Below are 21,099 nucleotides of genomic sequence, written 5' to 3'. Positions count from 1 at the left end.
GGCGGAATATTAAATTCAAAAAAATCAATTACTTATTAAATTTAACCCCATCACCACAGGCTTTGATACGCTTGCTTAGATTTTGAAAAGTTTTATTGGTGCGGATATCTTTGCCAGACTGCACCCAATTATTTAACTCTTTGGTTTGGGCTTGAGTAACTTTGCTTTGCTCTTTTGCCACACAAGTACACACTTTTTCCGCTGATTTTTTATCGGTCAATTGTTTTGCCGTCATTTGGGCGACACAGGCATTAATCGGCGTAGTATTTGCCATTGCCAAACTAGGAACAAACATCGCACCCATCGCACAAACTGCCAATAACTTATTGATTGTATTCATCATTTTTCTTCCTAAAAGCTTAAAATAAAACAATTTTACTGATAACGGGTCGGGTCGTCTATTTCAGCTTGTAAAAAACCTTGCTGACGCAAATAGCAACTATCGCACTTGCCACACGCACGCCCATCGCTGTCAGCTTGATAACAAGACACGGTTAGCGAATAATCCACACCAAGCGACACGCCCAATTTGATGATATCTGCTTTACTCAAATGCAACAAAGGCGTAGCAATCGTGAGATGACTGCCTGTAACGCCCGCTTTGGTCGCAAGGTTTGCCATTTTTGCAAATGCGTCAATGTACTCAGGACGGCAATCGGGATAACCCGAATAATCCACCGCATTGACTCCAATCACGATGGTATTGGCGTGCGTTACTTCGGCAACTGCCAACGCATAGGACAAAAATATGGTATTGCGAGCAGGGACATAGGTGACAGGAATGCTGTCGTTGTTTTGATTGTGGCTAAAATCGGTGGTTTTATCGGCATTTGGTACATGAATGTTTTGGTCGGTCAATGCCGAACCGCCCAACTGTTCCAAATCAATGCCAATCACACGGTGATTGACATTGGCGATTTTGGCAATATTTTGAGCAGACTTTAGTTCGCTATTGTGGCGTTGCCCATAGTCAAAACTGACGGCTGTTACTTTGTCAAAATTGGCTTTCGCCCAGTAAAGACAAGTTACTGAATCTAGTCCACCTGATAATAACACAACGGCATTGTTAGATTTTTGTTTGTTTGTTTGTGATTGAATTGTCATTGCTATATTTATTTACTTTAAAAAAATGCTATTATATCATGATTTTAATCAATCGTTACTTAATAAAGCTCATCATCGTCATCTTTGGGTTCAATATTGGCTATTTTGCCCAGATATTTTAACCATTCAGGCTCTTCACCAAACAATCTGCGAGATTTATCCAAATTCATCAACCGCTCAATTTCGGCTTTGCCGTCTATGACGTTGCTTTTTTCATCAATTTGACTTACCAATTTGTCCAAAGTTTTTGGCTGATTAATCGGTTTTATCAAACTTTCATCAGGATTAAAGGTAATCCAAGTGTTCAGCTGATAGGCTTGTCCTTGTGATGTGGCGGTATTTTGTGCAAATATTTGTTTTAATTGATTATTTAACACCACAAAATAAAACTGTTGCCCTGTCAAACGGTTATTTTCATCAGGTTCAATCGCCAAGCGATTTTCCAAATAATCGTTTAGTTTGATTTTATACGTTTGCCATTGGTCTTGATGTGCTTGATATTTGGGGTTTTGCATATTTTTATCCATCATTTGGATAAAGCGTTCCACCACATCTTGATACAGTCTGTCTTGTTCTTTGGCGGTTTGTTGCCATTTTATCACCGTGCCATTTTTGGCAATTTTTTGGGTGGCGTAGGTGATATTTGGCATAAGCAAAACGCTGTCAATGGTGCGAAATTGCGAATTTGGCAAATCATCAAAACTTTGTTTTATCGCAGTCGCCCACGCTTTGACCGTCATGTCAGTTGGGATATGTTGGTCGTTTTTGGTGTCAAATTTGTACCATTTATCTTGCCAACTCATACCCATTTGATTGTCCAAATACAAGGCAATGCTTGGCATAAAAATGTCAGGTTTGACATAAATCGCCTGTTTTTTCCAATCAGCAACCATCGGAAAACGGTAATGATATTTTAAATTTTTGTTTTCAAAACCTTCGTCAATCTGTGTCGCTACAAAGCCTGCAAACGGGTGATAACTGCCCGTCATGGTGATTTTGCCAGACTTTAGCATAAATTGGTTTAAGCTGTTAATTTGTGCCTTACTAAACCCAATCGTCTGCATAATCTCGTTCAAATCGCTGATATCTTGGGTCAGCGTGTCGTCTGGGTTGTCATTGTCTGTGTTTGTGTCCATAGCTGTTTCTTTGTCAGTTTTGCTCGGTTTTGTAACCGTATCTACCAAATAATCAGTTTTTGGCTCGTCATCACTGACATCAAGGCTTTGATAGCAGTCCAAGTAATCTTGTTTGATTTTTTGATAAATTTGTTGTTGGCTTTCGTCAAGTGTGGCAATGTCGGCATAAGCGGTTAATTTGTCCGCTTTCATTTGGGTGACAAATTTTTTGTCATGCGTATTTTGGCACGTTTCTATGCTTTTAATATCGCTTTTAACATCGTCCGTTTTTAATTCATCAGACGGCTGATTTTTCAAAAAAATCTGATGTTCCGAAATCCACGTTTGATTTTGATACAAAGTTTTGCTAATCGCATTACTCAATAATTGTTTGTTTTGTTGTAAATTGTCGCTATTGACATCGGTTGGCAAAGTGTTTTTTGAAACAGTTGGCACAGTTTGACAACCTGCCAAAGCCAACACGCCACACGCCAAGCCGATACGTACCGCATTTTGATAAAACATAACGTCCTCTTTTTTTGTTTATTTTTTAAAAATTTTTAACATAATTCTTTTGAGAGTGTTGGTGGGTTACGCTTTGCTAAGCTACCCTACAGATAAAATTCATATTTTCTAAATTTTATAGTCAATATCTTTGTTGTTCAGGCATAATAACATCACCATTTTCAATTTCAACATCGGCTTCAACATTGTCAGTGTCTAATTTATCAGTGTTTACGCTGTCATCAGTCGGTGCTTCAATGTCATACAAATAACCAAATCGTGCGTCTTGGGCTTCAGCGGTGCGTTTTTTGTCATCATAATAATCTTTTAACAAAGCATTGCCGTCCACGATGTCTTTTGGGTCTGGCTGATAGTAGCGGTGCGTGGTTTTGCGATTGTCGGTATCATAGCTAAACTGATTGGTCGTGATGGATTGGGCTTTGGCGTTCAGCAGTCCAGAACGGTAATCATTGATACGGCGATAACCGATAAGCTGATTGTGTTGGTCAAAATAATAATAATTAAAACTGTTAAACGACAGCGGAATAATAGTTTCCACCAGTTGAGCCAGTTTTGCCAAATCTTCAGCACGATACACTTTATTAAAATTTTCTAAAAATTCAAGCGTAACTTTAAAGTTTTCATTATCTTTGATATATTCTGGGTGTTGCTCGCTCATTTGTTTTAAATCTTTGACAAAATATTTCAGCCCACGCCCAATCATAAAACCCACATCATGACTGGTCAAATTCACCTTCACCACACGGCTGGCGTGAATGGATTTGGCATAATCATCAAGCACCAATTCATTAAATTTTTCGCTATCAATATCACCAAACGCCAAGCCCATCGCCTTGATAAAGCTGTCTTTTATCATAGATAGCGGAATATTTTGGCGTAACTCATCAGGCAAGGTAAATTTGACCGATTTGCCAGACACATCAGGCAACTCTTTATCAAACATCAGACTGACAAAGGGCAATGCCACATCAGGCTCAAACACCACGCTCATCTCATTGATATCCAAAATCATCGGAATACGCTTGTAGGCTTGCGTGTAGGTGGTTTCGCTGTTTTCTTCTACCACCGTGCTAAACTGCCCTGTTTTGCTGTCATAGCTACCCATGTATTGAATGGTTTTTGGGGTCAGATAGGCTTGGTTTATCACCTCAATTTGTTGCGGTGTCAGTCGCATATTTGCCAATATTTTGGCAAAATTTAACTTGCTTACTTTGCCATCGCTGTCGGTTTCAGAACTGTCTATGGATAGATTTTTTTTGTTATTTTTGTCAAGTTCTTTTAACTTTTCGGTGGCAGTTTTTAGCGTGCTTTGGTATACCGATGGCGTATTTTCAATGATACTATTAATCGTGGTGTAGTCGCTGTTTTCTTCATTTGGTTCAATGACATTGCCATTTTCGTCCATTTTTTTATAAACAATTTTTGAATTATCAGCAATACTGTCAAAACTTTTTTGCGTCGCTAACGTATTTTTATCTGTTGTATTATCGCTTAAATCGTTGTTTTCACTAATTTCTTTAGACGCTTTTTCGTTCGCTGTTTCTTGGGCTTTGGTTAAACATTCCAAAAACAAATCAAATGCTTTGTCCGAATTTTTTTCAAGATTTTTGTCAAATTCGGCTTGGCATTGTTTTTCATTATTGTCGCTGATGTCGTTGCCATCTGTTACATCTGCTTTTGGCAATGGCGGTAAATCTTGCAAACAAGCGTCATATTCTTGATAAATTTTATCCAGTTCGGCATTGGTTTGTTCGGTGGTGCTGTCGCCTTTGCTTTGGGCTTTGATGGCTTGGTTATACTGTTTGCCAAAGTTACTTTCGCACGCATGACGCTCTGGGCGTGGGTCGTACTTTTCGTCATTGTATTTGTCATAACCGCTGTTAAAGGCTTGTATCATCGTCAAAAACAAGCTAACATCTTGATTTTCCACATCATTTTTATCATATAACAATGCCGTTTGATATTGGGTGGTTTTTTGATAATCATAACTTTTGTCAAAACGGTGAAGCATGGTTTGTTGCATTAGCGTTTTGGCAGATAATTGTTGATTATTTGATAAATGATTTTGAAAAGTTGGGCTGGCGTGATTGGACGTTTGTTTTTGACTTGGGCTGTTTTGACAAGCAGTTAAAACAAAAACTGCTGATATTAACAAACTTAGTTTTGTTCTTTTTGTAAACATTGTATTTTCCATATTTGCAAATAATTTGTAACAATTTAGCATAATTTTGTAGCAGAATAAACACCTTTTTGGGTTTTTGCCAATTTTACCAAAAAATCATTGAAATTTTAGCCAAGAATTTTTAAACTTATGCCATTTAAACCCTTTAAATTTTAAAAGTTGCAAAAAATGTCTTATTATTTTGGCTTTGTGCCATCACAAATGCTAAGCGACACCATCAAGCACGCTTACGCACTCATTGAAAATAACAGCGATGAACGTTATGACCTTTATCGTGATAAAATCACCCACATGGTTAGCAAAGAGTTGCTTGATGTGATGTTGGTAAAATTGATTGAAGCCATGCCAAACGAGTCGGAGCGAAAAACGCATTTAATCAAACTGAGCCACACCATAGAAACCACGTCTGACAAAGTGATTGACACCATTTTGACACCGACTGACAATGCTGATGTGTTGGTAAGTTTTGACTTTTTTGATAAAAATGTGGTAAAACATGACGAAACAGGGCAAATGCGAATCGGTTTTCCGTTGTCAGATGAGTTGGCAGGCGAGATTTTTGCCTGTTTTGCCAATGTTCATCAAGGCAACGGCAAGGACGAAAACGCACGGCTTGCCAAAGTTTTTAGCGAATTATCTAATGCCTGTTTACAGCATTTTTTGTTAGATTTTACCAAAACATTGCCGTTAAATCGCCTAAAACGTGGGGCAATCAGTTTGGCTGATGGCGTACTAAAAAAAGGCATTAGCCTTGCGTTAAACCGTCTAATTCCGCAAATGCCCCAAGAATCGTTGGAACGCTTTACCAAGTATTATCAATCACAGATTTTTAAGGCTTAAATTTTTGGTTTGTTTGTGTTAAAATATCGTGATTTTCTATCAATCTAATTTTGACAAAAAATCATCAAAAAAGGTATCCCTATGAGCCAATTAAGCAACAAAGAAATCGAAGAAGCTTTGCGAAATTCAGAATGTCTGATTAGTAGCATTGAAGTGGCAGCCGCCTATGAACGCCTAGCCGCCAGCGTCAATCTGCACTATGCAGGGCAAAATCCCATTGTCATGGTGGTGATGAATGGCGGGTTAATCCCAGCAGGACAACTTTTGACCCAGTTCACTTTTTATCACCGTATGTACTATATCCACGCCACTCGCTACCGCAACAACCAAGGCACGAACGATTTGGAATGGAAATTTAAACCAGACATTGACATCGCTGGCGAAGATATTTTGTTGATTGATGATATTTTTGATGAAGGCATTACCCTAAAAGCGGTGGTTGATGAGCTGCAAAAAGAAAATCCAAAATCAGTAAAAACTTGTGTACTGTTAAACAAATTACACGACCGCAAAGTCGCTGATTTTAAAGTGGATTTTGTCGGTGTTGATGTAGCAGACCGCTATGTATATGGCTGTGGTATGGATTATCATGGTTATTTGCGTCATATGCCGGGGATTTATGCGATTAAAGAATAATCGTGATTGATAAATGTAAAAAAAGGCTTAATAAATAAGCCTTTTTTTGTTATTTTTAAAACTTTGCTGTTTAAAACCAAATCTATTAAAACTCATAAGTCAAACTGACTTTGACTTCTCGCCCATCACCTGGGATATTAAAAGTATTGGCACCGCCAACTCGTGCATAATAATCTTCATCAAATAAATTGTAAAGATTTAACTGTCCTTTTAATTTGTCCGTAAATGGATAGCTAATCATTGCGTCCCATGTGCTGTAGTTATCGGCTTTGACACCTTGGCTGGACTCAAATTCACCCACATAATTCACCCCTAATCCGATGGTTAGCGGTCTTTGTAGTTGATAGGTATAAGTTCCCCACAAATTAGCCGTGTGTTTTGGCATTAATAAAAAGATACCGTCTTCGTTTCCTTTTTGTTTGATGGTTGAATCCAAATACGCATAACCTGCCGATAGTTGGATATGCTTGCCCACTGTGCCGTTGGCTTCTAACTCAAAGCCTTGCATTTGGCGTTCACCCAATGCCACTGTGTCATTGTTTACGGTTGTTGCGGCGGCGTTTTCATCATTTAAACGATAAATACTGGCTCGCCCTGTAATATCGGATAAATGTTGATTACCTTGCCAAAAACCTTTGACACCCATTTCATATTGTTCGCCTTTGCGTGGGTCTAAGATTTCATTTTGACGATTGGTCGCATATTGTGGTTTAAATACTTCGGTATAGCTAAAATAACCGTTAACATTTGGGTTAAATTCATACACCACTGCCCCATAGCCGATTGCTTTGTTGTCGTCTTTGGTTGCATTGCTAGTGCTGGTGATATTCTTAACAGTTCTAGAAGTTATATCATAATGGTTTAACCGTCCACCGACAATCACGGTCAAAGGTTTGCTTACTTTATAGCCAAGTTTGGCATACAGGGCGGTTTCTTTTAAAGTATTGTTTTCATCAGTTATGCGTGATTGTGGGCTGTTGATATAGTCGGTGTGTGTTAAGTTGTTTAAACCTTGCACCGTCATGCGTTCTCGGTGTGCAAAACGTGCCTGTTTGGTATGACGATTAAAATCTTTATAATCCGCACCAACGACAAATTCGCTTTGTCCGCCTCTGGTTAAAAAAGGTTGGCTTAGATTAATATCCGCAGACAAGGCATCTTCTTTGATAACCGCCCCCAACCCTGTTGCCGTAAACTGACGATTGTTATCCAATGCTGAACCTGCAAACGCATAATTATAATCCGTTTTTCGGTCGCTGTAGCGAATACCTGCACTGACGATACCTTTTGATGGCAATTGGTACAGACTATCTACAAACACATCATGACTTTCGTTGTTAAAATCATTCCACTTTGCCCCATAAAAATCATCATTTGGCAGACCCAACAATGTCAAGCCTTGAGCTGTTGGCAAGCCATTATTTGGCGTGATATTGCGTTTTTGGTACAAATAGCCGACACCGATACGGTCATCATTTTCACCAAATTTTTTATCCAAACTGCTGTAAAAAGTCGTATTAGTGTTTTCATCACCACCCGCATTGTCCACCACATCACTGATTTGTTGTTTGTGCTGAACAATCGCTCGCCCTGTAACGCTGTCATCATTTGACAAAGCCCCTTGCATATCCGCCGTAATGTCAAAACCTTTTGGGTCAAAAACGCTGGCTTGCAGTGTGTTTTTTCCGTCCGCCTTGCCACGTTTTCGCACCAAATTCACCACACCGCCCATTTCGCTGGAAGAATTAAACAAGCCAGAAGCCCCTTTTAACACTTCCACACGGTCAAACGCCACCAAATTTGGCAATGTGCCATTGATACTTGCCATTGGGGCTGGCAAGCCGTCCACACTAAATTGGTCATACTCATAACCACGTGCATAAATAGAAGAACGACCATCATCATTTTGTAAAACACGCAATCCTGCGGTACGTTTTGCCAGTTTATCCAAGGTTTCTACGTTTAAATCGTCCATTTTCTTTTGTGTAATCACACTGACCGACTGCGGAATGTTTTCCAAACTGGCAGGGATTTTTGTGCCAACCGTTGCGACATTGGCACTATAATAATCATTGTCTTCGCTTGGGTCTACATAATACAACTGATTGGCAGTTAGATAAATAGTATCCAATGTCGTAGATGGTACGTCATTATCGTTGCTTTGACTGGTTTGGGCGGACGCTTGCACTACGCCAAATCCCAAAAAAATACTGAATAAGGCTTTTGATAAAACAGTCTGATTTAACACGTTTTTTGATGAATAATTCATGTCATTTTCCTGTTAAGTGATGGGTTGGTTTTAAAATAAAAATGTCTTACACATCTGTAAAAAATTGCAAGATTATTGTAAACATTTTTCGCCTTACATTTTTTCAAAAAAGTATTGAAAAAACGACAAAATTTATTGATAATAGTTATCATTTAAATTTTAATTTACAGTGAATATGAAAACGACTGCCACATTACAAACCTTTACCAACTTACCCAGCGATGACATCATTGAACAATTACAACCCAAAAACACCGCCACAAACCAATTTTTTTATCGCTCGGTAACGGGCATGATGTTTCATGCAGGCGAGATAACCCCTAGCCAAAACCTAACCAGTCATCGCTTGGTTCAGCCTTATACGTCTTTGGTTGTGGTGCTGTCAGGCAAGGTGGATTTTAGCATTGGCAATACCCATTATCAGCTATCAGCCGATAGTTGCCCTGTGTGTTGTTTGGTAAATGTGGCAGAAGAAAATATTTTTTGTCGTTATTTGTTTGCCAATCAAAGCACGCAAAAAATAACCATCAGCAATATCAGAGCGTGGTTATCGCATTTGGACAAACCCCATCAAGATTTTTTTAACAAAACAAATGTGTATCAATGGCAAGGCGATGACGAGTTGATGGCGATTTATCACAATTTATGCCAACAACATAACACACAATCAACACAATTGTTTCATAAAGATGCGTTAATTTTTGCGTTATTGGATAGACTTTGGGGGAAATTTAGTCAAAATTATTTGAATAATTTAAACGCAAACAACCTTGTTTTAGAAAAAAATGACGATAAAAAACAACAAAATTTTACCAAAATCACTCTAGAACAGTTAAACACCGCTTGGGATTTGGGTCATCATAAAGTGAGTGATTTGGCAAAGCATTTTGCCATTTCTGAACGCTGGTTACAACGTTATTTTAAAACGCATTTTCAAATGACAGGTAAACAATGGCTCACCCAAAAAAATATGCAACGGGCTAGCCAATGGCTTTTGATTGACAATTTGCCAATCAAAGAAGTAGCTTATCGCTGTGGTTATTCTCAAGTTGCCAATTTTAACCAAGCATTTAAAGCCTACTACCACACCACTCCAGCGAAATATATTCACAAACACAAAGATTGGCTTTAATGTTTGTTAAAAATGTTTGTCAAAATTTATGGCTTGTCAAAATAACGCTGAATTGCCAATTTTAAGGTCGCATCTGCCGTTTCATGATGACGTAAATTGTCAAAAATAATAAAATCATGTTGAATATGATAAGCCGTGAGTTTTTGGCTTAACCATTTGGCATGGTCTAACATTTTGCGTTGCTTTAACAAATTTTGTCTTTTTTCATCATCGTGTGGATTGGGCGTTTGCTCTAATCCGCCAATCGTTAAGGTGATTTTTGGCAAATTTTTGGGGTTTTTCTTTGCTAAAGATAACCAATTATCAAGCTCTTTGACAATCTGCTCATCTTGCCACCACAGTGAAGGACTGGCGATATATATCTGCTCATAAGGGCAATCATTATTTTTGACACACAATGACAACGCTTGCAACGCAAACAAACCACCCAACGAATGCCCTACCAAGGTGATTTTTTTATCCATCGGTTTTGGCAATTGTCGCTCAATCAGCTCATGCAAATGTGCCGAGCCCGTGGGCGTATAATCATTCAATCGGCGAGCATTAAATAACGTGGTATCTGGATAACCCAATCCCCAAAGTATCGGTTTGTCGGCTAAATTTTGGTTTTGGGCTTGGTTTAACAAAAGTTCACGATAACCCGTTGCAAATAAGGCATTGCCGTCCAACGTTAGGATAATCGGTTGATTGGGCTGTATTTGCTGAATAGCGTTTGATGACAATAGTTGATAATCGCCTTTGCTTGAATCAATCAATCTTTGTTCTGTATTTGTGAGCGTAATTGGCTCAATCATCGTTGTTTCATTATTCATCGCAACACTTGTTTGTAAATTTATCAAAAAAACCGACATGATAATCAAAAAACTTTTCATACAATACTCTTTAAATTTTATCCCAAAAAATCAAAACTGCAACATCAATCCTGTATTTCTCAGCGTTTTTTGGCTTAATGCTTTTTCTAAAACCGCATTATCGCTGACAATCATCAAATCTTGTTTACTACGAGTAACCGCCGTATAAATTAATTCTTGGCTGAGCAATCTTTCATGCGTTTTATCCAAACACACCGCCACACAGCCAAATTCCGAGCCTTGCGATTTGTGAATTGTCATGGCAAACGCTGGCTCACACAAGGATAAACTTAAGCGACTGACAGGCACGATTTTATTTTCAAAACAAACTTGTAATTTATCGTTAATCAATAAACAAATGCCGATATCACCGTTAAACAATCCCAAATGATAATCATTGCTAATAATCATTATAGGCAATCCATGATAAAAAAAGCCTTGTTCTTTTTTGATACCACCCAAAAAGTCGGCTAATTGTTTGCCAATTTGTTGATTAATGCTGGTCGTTCCCAGTTTGCCATGATGACCTGCACACAAAACCCGATATTGATTAAAAATCTCAAATAAGTGTTTGCGATTGTCATCAAGCGACATAGTCATTTTTTCAACTTTTTCAATGCTTTTTAAATCTTTGATAAATTGAAAAAAGGGCAAATAAGGTTTTGCCAAAACTTGATAAACTTCCTTGCTATTTGGTTTAAAAAGTGGAATTTTGTTTGTTAGTAAGTTGGCTTTTAAGAAATTGGCAGGCGTAGCCGGTTTTAACAAATCGGTTGGAATTTCGGCAGGTATTCTCTCGGCGATTGCTTGTTGAATGGCAAGTGCGATTTTGCCAACGGCAGAATTTTTGTCAAAACGTTTTGACTCTTTTAACTCGGTATGATACGGCTGTAACGCTGTCACGTGGCACAAATCGGACAACACCGCACCAGCGTCCACCGCCGATAGCTGATTGGCATCGCCTAATAGCACCAGTCGTCCATTCGGTTTTATCGCATCAACCAACTGACTGGCAAGCTCTAGCCCAAGCATAGACGCTTCGTCCACAATCACCAAATCATCAGGCAAAGGATTGTTCGCATGGTAGCGTGGTGTGCTGTCCTGCCCTATGCCAAGCAGTCGGTGCAAAGTTTTGGCATTGTCAAGGCTGTTGTCGCCTAAGCTTTGGTTTAACGACTCTTGCATACGTTGGGCGGCTTTGCCTGTCGGTGCGGTCAAGGCAATGGCAAGCGGTGGCAAATTTGGCTGTTGTTTACGTTTGATGTCGTGAGCATGTTGTAGTTGCGTTACCAGTTTGGCAACGGTAAAAGTTTTGCCCGTTCCCGGTCCGCCTGTGATAATGCTAAACGCAAATTGACAGGCTTTTTCAATCGCTTGTTGTTGCAAGGTATTGGCGGTTTTTTTGTCATTTTTTGGTTCATATGTGATTGTTAAACTGTCTGCTAAATTGTTAAGTGGCTGTTTGGCTAGTGTTAAAATCTGTTCAGCCAGTTTTTTTTCGGCAAACCATTGTCGTTGCAACCAAAAAAACCATTCGTTTTGATGATGATACGCCACAATTGGTTTATTCACTTTTATCAAATTGTTTACTTGCAAATCATCAAGTATACTTAGCCAGTTTGATTGTTGTAGTTTATTCAGCTGATTTTTATCAATATTTTTTTGACTATAAATGGTATGCCCTTCTTCTAAGGCAATTTCTAAATTTTTTAACAAATCTTTGATAAATTCGTTTTTTTCTTGACAATTAGGTTTTTTGCTTTTTGTATTAATTTTATTAAATTGAATTTGATTGCTTAGGCTATTTTTATTTAAATGTTTTATATCTGCAACTTGTTGTTGACGTAACATAACAAATTGGCTGATATTTTCTAAATCGGTTGTGGTTTGTTCTGCATTTGCTTGTGTGTTCATTATTTATCCTTATTATGTGCTTGATTAAAAGTATTGCCAAACAATTCGTCCAGCTCTGTTACCAAAGCATTGTTAATATCAAAAACATAACTGCCAACCCCTACTCTATCAATTTCAGGCGACATACCACGCAAAAACGCATACTCCACCGCTACCAAATGCGTATCCATGTCATAATCCACCAGACGTAATTTTAAAAATCGGTGTAACGCCACTTGATAAATACAGGCTTGCAAAAAGTAATGATGATGTTGCATGGCTTTGTGTAGGTTATCATGCTGATAATCATCAAAGTCATTTCCCAAAAAATTACTTTTATAATCAACAATATAAAAACGATTATCATGTTGGTAAACCAAGTCAATCTCCCCTTTTAGATACTCCCAAAGCTGTTCTTGATGGGTGGATTGTAGATTTAAAGTAATACCATATTTATCAAACAGATTGTTTAATTCGGTGATAGATATTTTTTTACTAAACTTTAAATTAAAGCCCATTTCTGCTTGTTTTTGCTCAATATCAATCAAGCGTAAAGGCTTATCATAAGGCGTGCCATCATGCTGTCTTGGGGCTTGTAATGGCGTAAGCATGATATCTTTTAACCAATTGGCAAGATGAAGATAATCGGTTTGAAACGGTTCATCTTTTTTAGTATTTTTTTCGCCTTGAAATTCACTGGCGGATTGTGTTGAATAATAACTTTTTGGCAGTTGCGTTTTGCGTAAGGCTTTGTCAATGATAGTCGCCCAGCGTTTTGCCACAAAATTATCAGGGTCATCAAAAGACAAATGCTCGTCAAACCCACGTTTTTCATTAAAATTGGCATTCACCAAATCTTCTAACACGCCATGCAAAAACGTCCCTGCACTCGTCCCTTTTTCAAAACGAAAACGCATTGGCAAATCGCTTGGGTTCACAATATTGGCAACTGGCGGAATGATATTTTCTTCTACATTATCAACATCTTTTATTTCTATGGTATCATCTTGGTTATGGGTTTGCTGATTTTGAGCCAATTTTAATAGATTGGTAAAACTGGTACTCGCCCACCCTTGATAGCTTAGTTGGTTAATTTTGGCAATACGTTGATTATAATCATTTATAAATTTTTGTTTGTTTTTTAAATCATCATTATTTTCGGTTGTTTGTTCAAAGTTTACTTGGTATTTTGGGTTTTGTTGCAGTTCAGCCATTTTTTTACTTAGGCTATTTTGTTCGGACGTGTCAATCAGTTTGACCGCATTTACCAAACGTTCATCAAGCACAAAATCTTTGATATCTTGTACAAATTGCTTGTCTTTTTTAACCATTCTTACAAACGGTTTTAATGGCGATGTTTTATTGCGAAATTCTTTTTGCCCAACCGTTACGATATACACCTGCTCTTTGGCTCGTGTCAAAGCCACATACAACAATCGCAATCTTTCTTCATAATTATTGTCCGTTTCCATTTGTTTAAAATCAAACTGTCCATCACTTGCCAAAGCAGTCAAATGGCGGTTTTTTAAATGCTCGTTGTTTTGGCTATACAGGTACAAATACGGCTCTTTTAACGTCATTAAATTGTCCGTCAAACCCACGACAAACACCACTTCAAATTCCAAACCTTTGGACTGGTGAATGGTCATCAGTTTAACGCCATTTTCGCTGGTCAAACGGTGTTGCAGATATTGTTCGTCTGTCGGCTCGGTTTGTAATTGCTCGGCAAACCAGTCAAACAGTTGGTACTCACCTGCCCCATTTTGATTTTCACTTAAAAAATCATGAATAATATCAAATAGATGACGCATATCAACCAACCAACGCTCGCCTGCTTCGTGTTGGGCTAGGCGTTGCCATATTGTCAAATTTTGTCCGTTAATGTCAAATTTTTTGTTAAATAACGACTGCACCGCCACCAAAAGATTGTCTTTTTGCCACATCTCGCCTGCGTCAATTATCGCCTGTTGAATACTGTCCAACAACTGTGGATTGTCATTGTCGTGTGCATTTTCGGCAAATAATTGATTGATATGTTCCAAACGCATTTGAAAAAAATTGGATAAGAGCAAAGTCCGCAATTTTGACTGATGATACGGATTTAACAAACAATTCATCAAGGCAAACATATCACGGCTCATACTGTCGCTAAACACGCTTTGGCTACCGCCCCGCAAAGTAGTAATGCCATGATTATTCAACTGTTTTTCAATGATATTAAGATATTTATTTTTAGTTGCCAAAATACAAATATCAGATAATTGTAAGGGTTTATCTTCGTATATTGGCTTAGCATTTTGTTCATCTGTTTCTATTTCTTTGCGAAATACCAACGATTGATGATTGTCATCATTTTTGTCAAACCATAAAGCAATTTGAGCCACGACCATATCGCTTTCGGACACGACACTATCGTTGTTATCACTGTCATCATCTTGTTCCATATTGATAAACGCTTGTTTATAATCGGCTCGCAAATGATATACGGTTGGCAAGGTTTTATCATCTTGAGTTGGGTCTATCAGATAACTGTCGGCTCGGTTGGCATTGATTTTTTGATATTCAATATTTTCGCCCAGTTGGTTTGGCATGGCTGTGTTGGTTGGTGTATCGCTTGCCATCACCGCATTTTCGCCAACACCGTACCAAGTATTTAGATTGCTAATCAAAGATTGCGATGAGCGAAAATTATCGGTCAAATAATAAGTGTTTTTGCCAAACTTCTTTTTTAAAATCGTATAATTTTTGACATCACCACCACGAAAACCATAAATCGCCTGTTTTGGGTCGCCCACTAACAACAAAAAGCCTTTTTGTGATTGTTTGTCCAATTGTTTGTCATTGTTTTTATCATTGTTAAGATACAATCGCTCAATCAATAACGCCTGCTCGGTATTCACGTCTTGAGATTCGTCAATCAGGGCAATCGGATATTCATGGCGGATATATTTTGCCAATGCATCGCCTTGACTGCCTTGTAAGGCTTGGTTAAGTTTGGCAAGTTGCAATGAAAAAGTCGTCAAACCCTGTGCGTCCAAAACTTTTGGCAAATTTTCACGCACATAATTGGCAATAAACTGGGTAAAATGTTGGCTTAAATTGTCTATATAAACCAACATTTGTTGTTGCAGCTGGTAAACTTGATACAAATCTTGCATAATCGCAAAATTTGACAAACTTTGTTGATAAACTTCACTGTCTTTTTTAAAGCCTTTGCCTTTGCTAAAAAATTCGGCAATTTCGGTTAATAACTTATTTTCTTTGCTGTTTTTTTCAAAAAACCAATTGGGGAAATGTGTTTGGCTAAAATCTTGTCGTATATTTTTAATCAGATTAAATGTTTTGTGTAAAACCAAACTTTTATTCATCTGAGCATTTAAACGATAACTTTCATCAAACCAAACTTCAAATTCATCATCATAAAATTCGGCGATACGTTGGGCAAGTGTTGGCAATTTTTTTAAATCAAAATCCATCAACGGCACAATATCAATGTGAGCAGTATAAAAATTTAACGCACGCTCCACCGCCTTTTCAAAATCATCAGCCAACTTCAACTTAGCCGAAATAAACTGATACAACGCCGTATCATCAGCATGACGATTGTAAATAAACGCCATAAAACCCCGCAACTGGTCATGCACCATCGCCCCAACCACATGGCTCACATCATTACTAATCTGCACATCAGACGAATAACCCGTTTCGCTACTAAACTCACGAAGCCATTTTTGGCACAAGCTATCAAGCGTACTGACAAACAGTTTGTCCAGTTGGTTTAATGCGGTTTGGGTGCGGTGTTTTGCCAACAAAAAATCCAATTTTGGGTCTTTTTGCTCAATTTGAAACATTTGTTTGACAATATGTTCAAGCAAAGCATAATTTACCTTGTCTTCATATTGCTCGTGCAATGCTTTTGAATGTTTTAAAATTTCGCTGTTTAATTCAGCAAAAAAACGCTCAAAACGTTGATTTTTTTCTTCATCATTTAATCCATTAGCATTAAAATTGCTTAGGCTATTTTTAAATAAAAATTCTTTCTTCTCATCATTATTTTTATCATCATTAGGCGGATTAAGAATAAATAACAAAAGTTGATAAAAAGATTGCAAACGTTCGTTAATGCGTTGTCGCATATCGGCGGACGCACTTCTGGTAAAGGTGGTTGCGATGATTTTTTCGCAAGGATAACCGCCTTCTACTATCAAGCGTAACACCACACCTGTCAAAGTCCATGTTTTGCCTGTGCCTGCGGACGCTTCTATCAGATGTCGCCCATTTAACGCAAGCGTTACCGCAGGTGGCTGTAGTTTGGATTGTTGGGTTGTGTTGTCTTGGTCTATATTCGTTGTGTTCATTATTGTACTCGTGTCTTTTTTATTGTTTAAAATCAATCTGTTAAATTAGTCAATTTTTACCAAATGTTGGCGTAATGGCTGATACGCCCACTCGCCCAATGTATCCAAAAAGCGTAAAATCACGTTGGCTTTTTTATCACCAATTAACAATTGCCATTGATTAAACTCAAAATTCTCTTCAGTTGGCTCAAAATTATAAGACGTTGCTACCCATTCCTTAACATGGCTCATCTTTGATTTTTGATTATCACTATCATTGGCAATATTTTGCAGATATTGCAAAGCATTTTGCGGTGGTAGCACAATCACTTGCCGTTCGGTCAGTTGCCACAGCATCAGCCAGTCTTGAAGCATGGCATACGCCTGTTGCCATTGTATCGCAGGTAGGTAGAGCGTTTGTTTGTTGCTATATTGCCACAATGAAAAGCCATGCTGGGCTTGTTGTTGCTCATCGCTGGTTTTGCGGGTGACTTGCCAACACAAATGCGACAGCCAAAAACGGATTTGATACTTTTCTCTACCGCTATTTGGCAAATAATCTAGCCAATATTTATCGTTTAAATCGGTTGGCAAATGCACTTTTAACACCACATCGCTTGCTTTGTTATCAATCGTGCCATCGTCTTTTAAATCATTGATTAAAATTGCCAAATGTTGTTCATGAGTTGGGTTTATCAAGCCTCTTAATAGGGTTAAAACATCTTGATTTTGTAAATTTGGTTTGATATTTTTGTCAATCATATTTGATAAAGCGGTAAAATCTTGGCTTGGCAAATGGTTTTTTTGCAAACTTTCGTTCACCAACCTTGCATCAAACACGCTTAATTTGTCAATAAATTGGTGCAAATGTTGCTGAATTTGTTGTTTTTGCTCGTCCAATGCTTGATAACGGTTCACGCCAGCAGGCAAAATATCGTTAAACGCCAAAGCGGTTTTTTCGTCCAACATTTCATCGTTTAACATACTTTGCAATAAATCAGCATTGAGCTGATATTTTGACAAACCGTCCAATTTCAAATTTTCCAAAATGCTTAAGTCTTTGTCAAAACGCTCAACAGACAGATTTTGAGCGTTTAAAAATGATTTGGCAGGGTTTTGTAATTGTTGGAAAATTTTGCTTAGGCTAATATATTTTTTTGGCGTTTGGCTATTATTATTTAACAATTGTTTACTTGCTTGCCATTTTTTTAACCATTGATTTAAATCTTTTTTAAGCCACAGTCTGATTTTGTTGTCATCATGCTGAGTTTTTTGCTCACCATGCAGTTTTTCATACATACCATACCACACCTTTGATGGCGGATATAAGTTGGCTTTTTGGCTGTCTAATTGTTCAACAAAAGTAGGATTTTTGGTATTTTGGTTAATTTCAAAATATTGTTTGTCAAATGGCAAAGACGCATGATGAGTTACCAAATATTGTTGAATTTTTTCGCCAAAATTACCAATTTGGTCTTTGGACAAATGTTGAGATAAAAAGTCCAACAATTCTTGCACGGGACTTGCGGGCAAATATTGATAAATATCGGTATTATTTTTGGCATTATAAAACAACCAACAGGCTTCTTTGGCACACAGCAATGCGTCCAAAAACGCCCCCAAATCGTCATCTTCACGAAACCTATCGCCACGCTTGTTCACGCCTGCCTGCATGAGATTATAGCGGTTGCTCTGTTCTTGCTGTGGGAAGTCGGCAAGGTTCAGATTGAGCATGACCACCAGTTTGTACGGCAGATTTCGCACCGCACCGATACGAGCAAAGGTAATCACGCTAGACGGCTCAGCACTCACCTGTTGGCTTGCGATTTCATCATTGATACTTTGCAACATAAAATTGAGTTTTAGGGGCAAATCTTGGGCTTGGCTGTTGGCTTTGACTTGGCGTTTGAGTTCATTTTGTGCCGAAAAAATCGCTTTCCAAGCGTTAGTTTGGTTAAATTTTTCAAAGCGAAGTTTCATTAAATTTTCAATTTCGCTTAACCATTTATCCACTTTATAAGCTTGTTTGCCAATATGCCGATTGTCGTTAAGCGTTTGATAAATTTGGCACAACATGGCAATCATTGGCTTGTCCGATATTTTGACGGTTGGCAATGGCTCTATAGTTTCGGTTTGTCCGTGATAATTGACACGCTCGCCAAATTTGACCGCTTTGGCATTTGGCATAAACAAGCCTGCGACCAGTCGTTCCAAGGCATAAGCAAAGGTATAACGATAATCATCATCAATATCGTGCAAGGTTTGGCTCAAATGTAATTCGTCAAAACCCCGCACAAACCCTGCATCGCTTAACAACTCGCAAGTGCGTTGCATTTGGGTCAAATTTAGCCCAAAACTTTCGTATAACTGTGGCAACATCAACCAATCAAACACTTCCATACGGTGAAAACGGCTACCTGCCTTGTTTAACAAGGTATAATAACCCATCACCGCTTGCCAAAACTGATTGACATCTTTTGCGACCACACCTGTGATTTTGGCTGGCAGATGATAACCGTCCGCCCCCACGCCTTTGGGAAAAACCGCTTCTATCACGTTGCGTTCGGCTTCAATGTTTGGCAATAACACCAAAATATCAGACAGACGGCGGTTATTTTCTTCATTGGGAGCAGGTCTATCGGTGTTGTTCAGCCAACTGATTATCAAAGTTCGCAACACTTCTAACTGGCGTGTCATGCTGTGGCAGGCGTGAATGGCAAGGCTACTGTCAAATGGCTTGTCGGTTGTACCGATTTGCCAATTTTGGTTTTGGCGTTGGCTTTCTTGTTCGGCTTGTTGATGGCGTTTGGTTTTGTCAAAATTTATCATATTCAAAATTTTGGTTTGTGTTTCGCCTTCATCAAGCATTAAAATATCGTTTTGTAATTGACTTAACAAGCTATTCTGAGAATTTGGTTCAAACTCATCAATCCATTCAACTTTTTCATACTCATTACCCGACAAATCGGCAAGCATGGCAAACACTTCACGAGATTGTTTGCCAAAACGAGATAACAACGTATGTCCATAATCCTTTAAATAAACGGTGGTCGGGTCAATTAGCTGTTGATTTAACAACCAATTTTTATCCACAATATCCGCCCAAAACTGCTCTGATGGGTTAAAATGCAACAAAGTAACAGGCACAAGCTCACTTAAGCGTTTTAAATCGTTTAGCTCGCTCGGTGGTAACTGTTGCACAGTAAATAACACCACATTTGTCGGTAACTGCTGTCTACAAATATCGGCAATTTGTTTATCCTTATCATCAAAAACTTGCCAAAATTTATCTTGTAAATTTTTACGTTCTTGATAAATGTTGTCAAACAATGCTCGCCACAAAAAACGCTGGGCTTGTTCTAACTGCATATAATGCTCAACCAACCAATCAGGCGTTTTGACCATGTCTATTTCTTGATGTTTGATTAAGGCTTGTAATTTGTCTTTTTCATCAATCAAGGCTTGCACATTGACCGCTTGATTTTTGCCCCATTTTTCTAGCCAATTTTCACGATAAGTCATATAGCGATTAAACATACTCGCCATATCCGCCGAAAACTGCCAAAGGCGTTGGTCTTGGCTTTGGATACTGGCATCGTCTACCATAATACCATCTTTGATAAATGAATTGGTTTGCTGGCTGTTTTGCGGACTATCCATTGTTAAATTTTGTTTATCATTAACAATCGGCTCAATAAAAGGATACAAAACGTGCTTTTCATCTTGTAAAATCTGCGTTTGATTTTGTAATAAATAACCAAAAATCCGCCATTGCATGATATTTTTTGACAACATCGCCACATCTGGCACATTAAAATCGTCTTTTACCACGCCACGGCTTTTATAAAAATCATTATAACTGCGAGCCACTCGTTGCACTAACGACCAATAATAACGCCCCCAAAACTCCGTCGTGACCAACGTACTAATACCAAACGTGTCCGCCACCTGTTTTTTGAGCCATTCGCCCATCACCATAGACGGCACAATGACGTGAAACGGCTCAAACACTGAGCGACAAGACTTGCGGTCTTGATACATGATTGATAAATGCTCAAATAACGTTTCAATTTGATTGCTTTGAATGATTTTAAAATTGGGACTAACCGCAGACATATCGATATCCATAAAAATACGCACAAAATAAAAAAACACCTTTGCCAAAATTATAGCATTTTAATACAATTTTGTACGGAAAATTATGTAAAATAATCG

At 38.2% G+C, this 21,099-nt stretch carries 12 protein-coding genes; 3 read left to right on the top strand and 9 right to left on the bottom strand.

Annotated features, from left to right (window positions below; translation table 11 throughout):
• Positions 1-28: 28 nt before the first annotated feature.
• The 4 genes from ACGTJS_RS11215 to ACGTJS_RS11200 form a co-directional block, all read right to left on the bottom strand.
• Complete coding sequence (locus ACGTJS_RS11215; protein WP_315043663.1) at positions 29-343, bottom strand: hypothetical protein; 315 nt, start codon at positions 341-343, stop codon at positions 29-31.
• 32 nt (positions 344-375) lie between these two features.
• Positions 376-1,104, bottom strand: coding sequence for a 7-cyano-7-deazaguanine synthase QueC (gene queC, locus ACGTJS_RS11210; protein ID WP_410472138.1), 729 nt, complete (start codon positions 1,102-1,104; stop codon positions 376-378).
• 59 nt (positions 1,105-1,163) lie between these two features.
• Complete coding sequence (locus tag ACGTJS_RS11205) at positions 1,164-2,744, bottom strand: hypothetical protein (protein WP_410472137.1); 1,581 nt, start codon at positions 2,742-2,744, stop codon at positions 1,164-1,166.
• 121 nt (positions 2,745-2,865) lie between these two features.
• The gene (locus ACGTJS_RS11200) at positions 2,866-4,926 is read right to left on the bottom strand and encodes a hypothetical protein (RefSeq protein WP_410472136.1); all 2,061 of its coding nucleotides are present in this window, start codon (positions 4,924-4,926) and stop codon (positions 2,866-2,868) included.
• 168 nt (positions 4,927-5,094) lie between these two features.
• Here ACGTJS_RS11200 and ACGTJS_RS11195 point away from each other — a divergent pair, with 168 nt between their 5' ends.
• Both ACGTJS_RS11195 and ACGTJS_RS11190 read left to right on the top strand, forming a co-directional pair.
• Positions 5,095-5,766 carry a hypothetical protein gene (locus ACGTJS_RS11195; RefSeq protein ID WP_315043630.1) on the top strand — a complete coding sequence of 224 codons (672 nt, stop codon included), beginning with the start codon at positions 5,095-5,097 and terminating at the stop codon, positions 5,764-5,766.
• Between the two features lie 81 nt (positions 5,767-5,847).
• Positions 5,848-6,402, top strand: a complete 555-nt coding sequence (locus tag ACGTJS_RS11190) for a hypoxanthine-guanine phosphoribosyltransferase (protein ID WP_315043632.1) — start codon at positions 5,848-5,850, stop codon at positions 6,400-6,402.
• Positions 6,403-6,487: 85 nt separating this feature from the next.
• Here the strand turns inward: ACGTJS_RS11190 and ACGTJS_RS11185 are convergent, their stop codons facing one another.
• Positions 6,488-8,671 (bottom strand): TonB-dependent siderophore receptor, encoded by a 2,184-nt coding sequence (locus ACGTJS_RS11185; protein ID WP_410472135.1) that lies wholly within the window; start codon positions 8,669-8,671, stop codon positions 6,488-6,490.
• Between the two features lie 175 nt (positions 8,672-8,846).
• Between ACGTJS_RS11185 and ACGTJS_RS11180 the strand changes: the two genes are divergently transcribed.
• The gene (locus ACGTJS_RS11180; protein ID WP_410472134.1) at positions 8,847-9,803 is read left to right on the top strand and encodes a helix-turn-helix transcriptional regulator; all 957 of its coding nucleotides are present in this window, start codon (positions 8,847-8,849) and stop codon (positions 9,801-9,803) included.
• 26 nt (positions 9,804-9,829) lie between these two features.
• On the opposite strand, the gene ACGTJS_RS11175 is transcribed toward ACGTJS_RS11180, so the two are convergent.
• The 4 genes from ACGTJS_RS11175 to ACGTJS_RS11160 all read right to left on the bottom strand — a co-directional run bounded on the left by ACGTJS_RS11175 (position 9,830) and on the right by ACGTJS_RS11160 (position 21,000).
• Positions 9,830-10,615 carry an alpha/beta hydrolase gene (locus tag ACGTJS_RS11175; protein ID WP_410472133.1) on the bottom strand — a complete coding sequence of 262 codons (786 nt, stop codon included), beginning with the start codon at positions 10,613-10,615 and terminating at the stop codon, positions 9,830-9,832.
• Between the two features lie 90 nt (positions 10,616-10,705).
• Positions 10,706-12,568 carry an exodeoxyribonuclease V subunit alpha gene (recD, locus tag ACGTJS_RS11170; RefSeq protein WP_410472132.1) on the bottom strand — a complete coding sequence of 621 codons (1,863 nt, stop codon included), beginning with the start codon at positions 12,566-12,568 and terminating at the stop codon, positions 10,706-10,708.
• Positions 12,568-16,905 carry a UvrD-helicase domain-containing protein gene (locus ACGTJS_RS11165; RefSeq protein WP_410472131.1) on the bottom strand — a complete coding sequence of 1,446 codons (4,338 nt, stop codon included), beginning with the start codon at positions 16,903-16,905 and terminating at the stop codon, positions 12,568-12,570. The genes recD and ACGTJS_RS11165 overlap by 1 nt, the downstream gene beginning before the upstream one ends.
• 45 nt (positions 16,906-16,950) lie before the next feature.
• Positions 16,951-21,000 carry an exodeoxyribonuclease V subunit gamma gene (locus ACGTJS_RS11160; RefSeq protein ID WP_410472130.1) on the bottom strand — a complete coding sequence of 1,350 codons (4,050 nt, stop codon included), beginning with the start codon at positions 20,998-21,000 and terminating at the stop codon, positions 16,951-16,953.
• Positions 21,001-21,099: the final 99 nt, after the last annotated feature.

Origin of the sequence: Faucicola mancuniensis, from assembly GCF_046523945.1 — a bacterium.
GTDB lineage: Bacteria > Pseudomonadota > Gammaproteobacteria > Pseudomonadales > Moraxellaceae > Faucicola > Faucicola mancuniensis.
The sequence above is the reverse complement of the archived record's forward strand: the minus strand, read 5'-3'. Positions and strand labels throughout refer to the sequence as shown.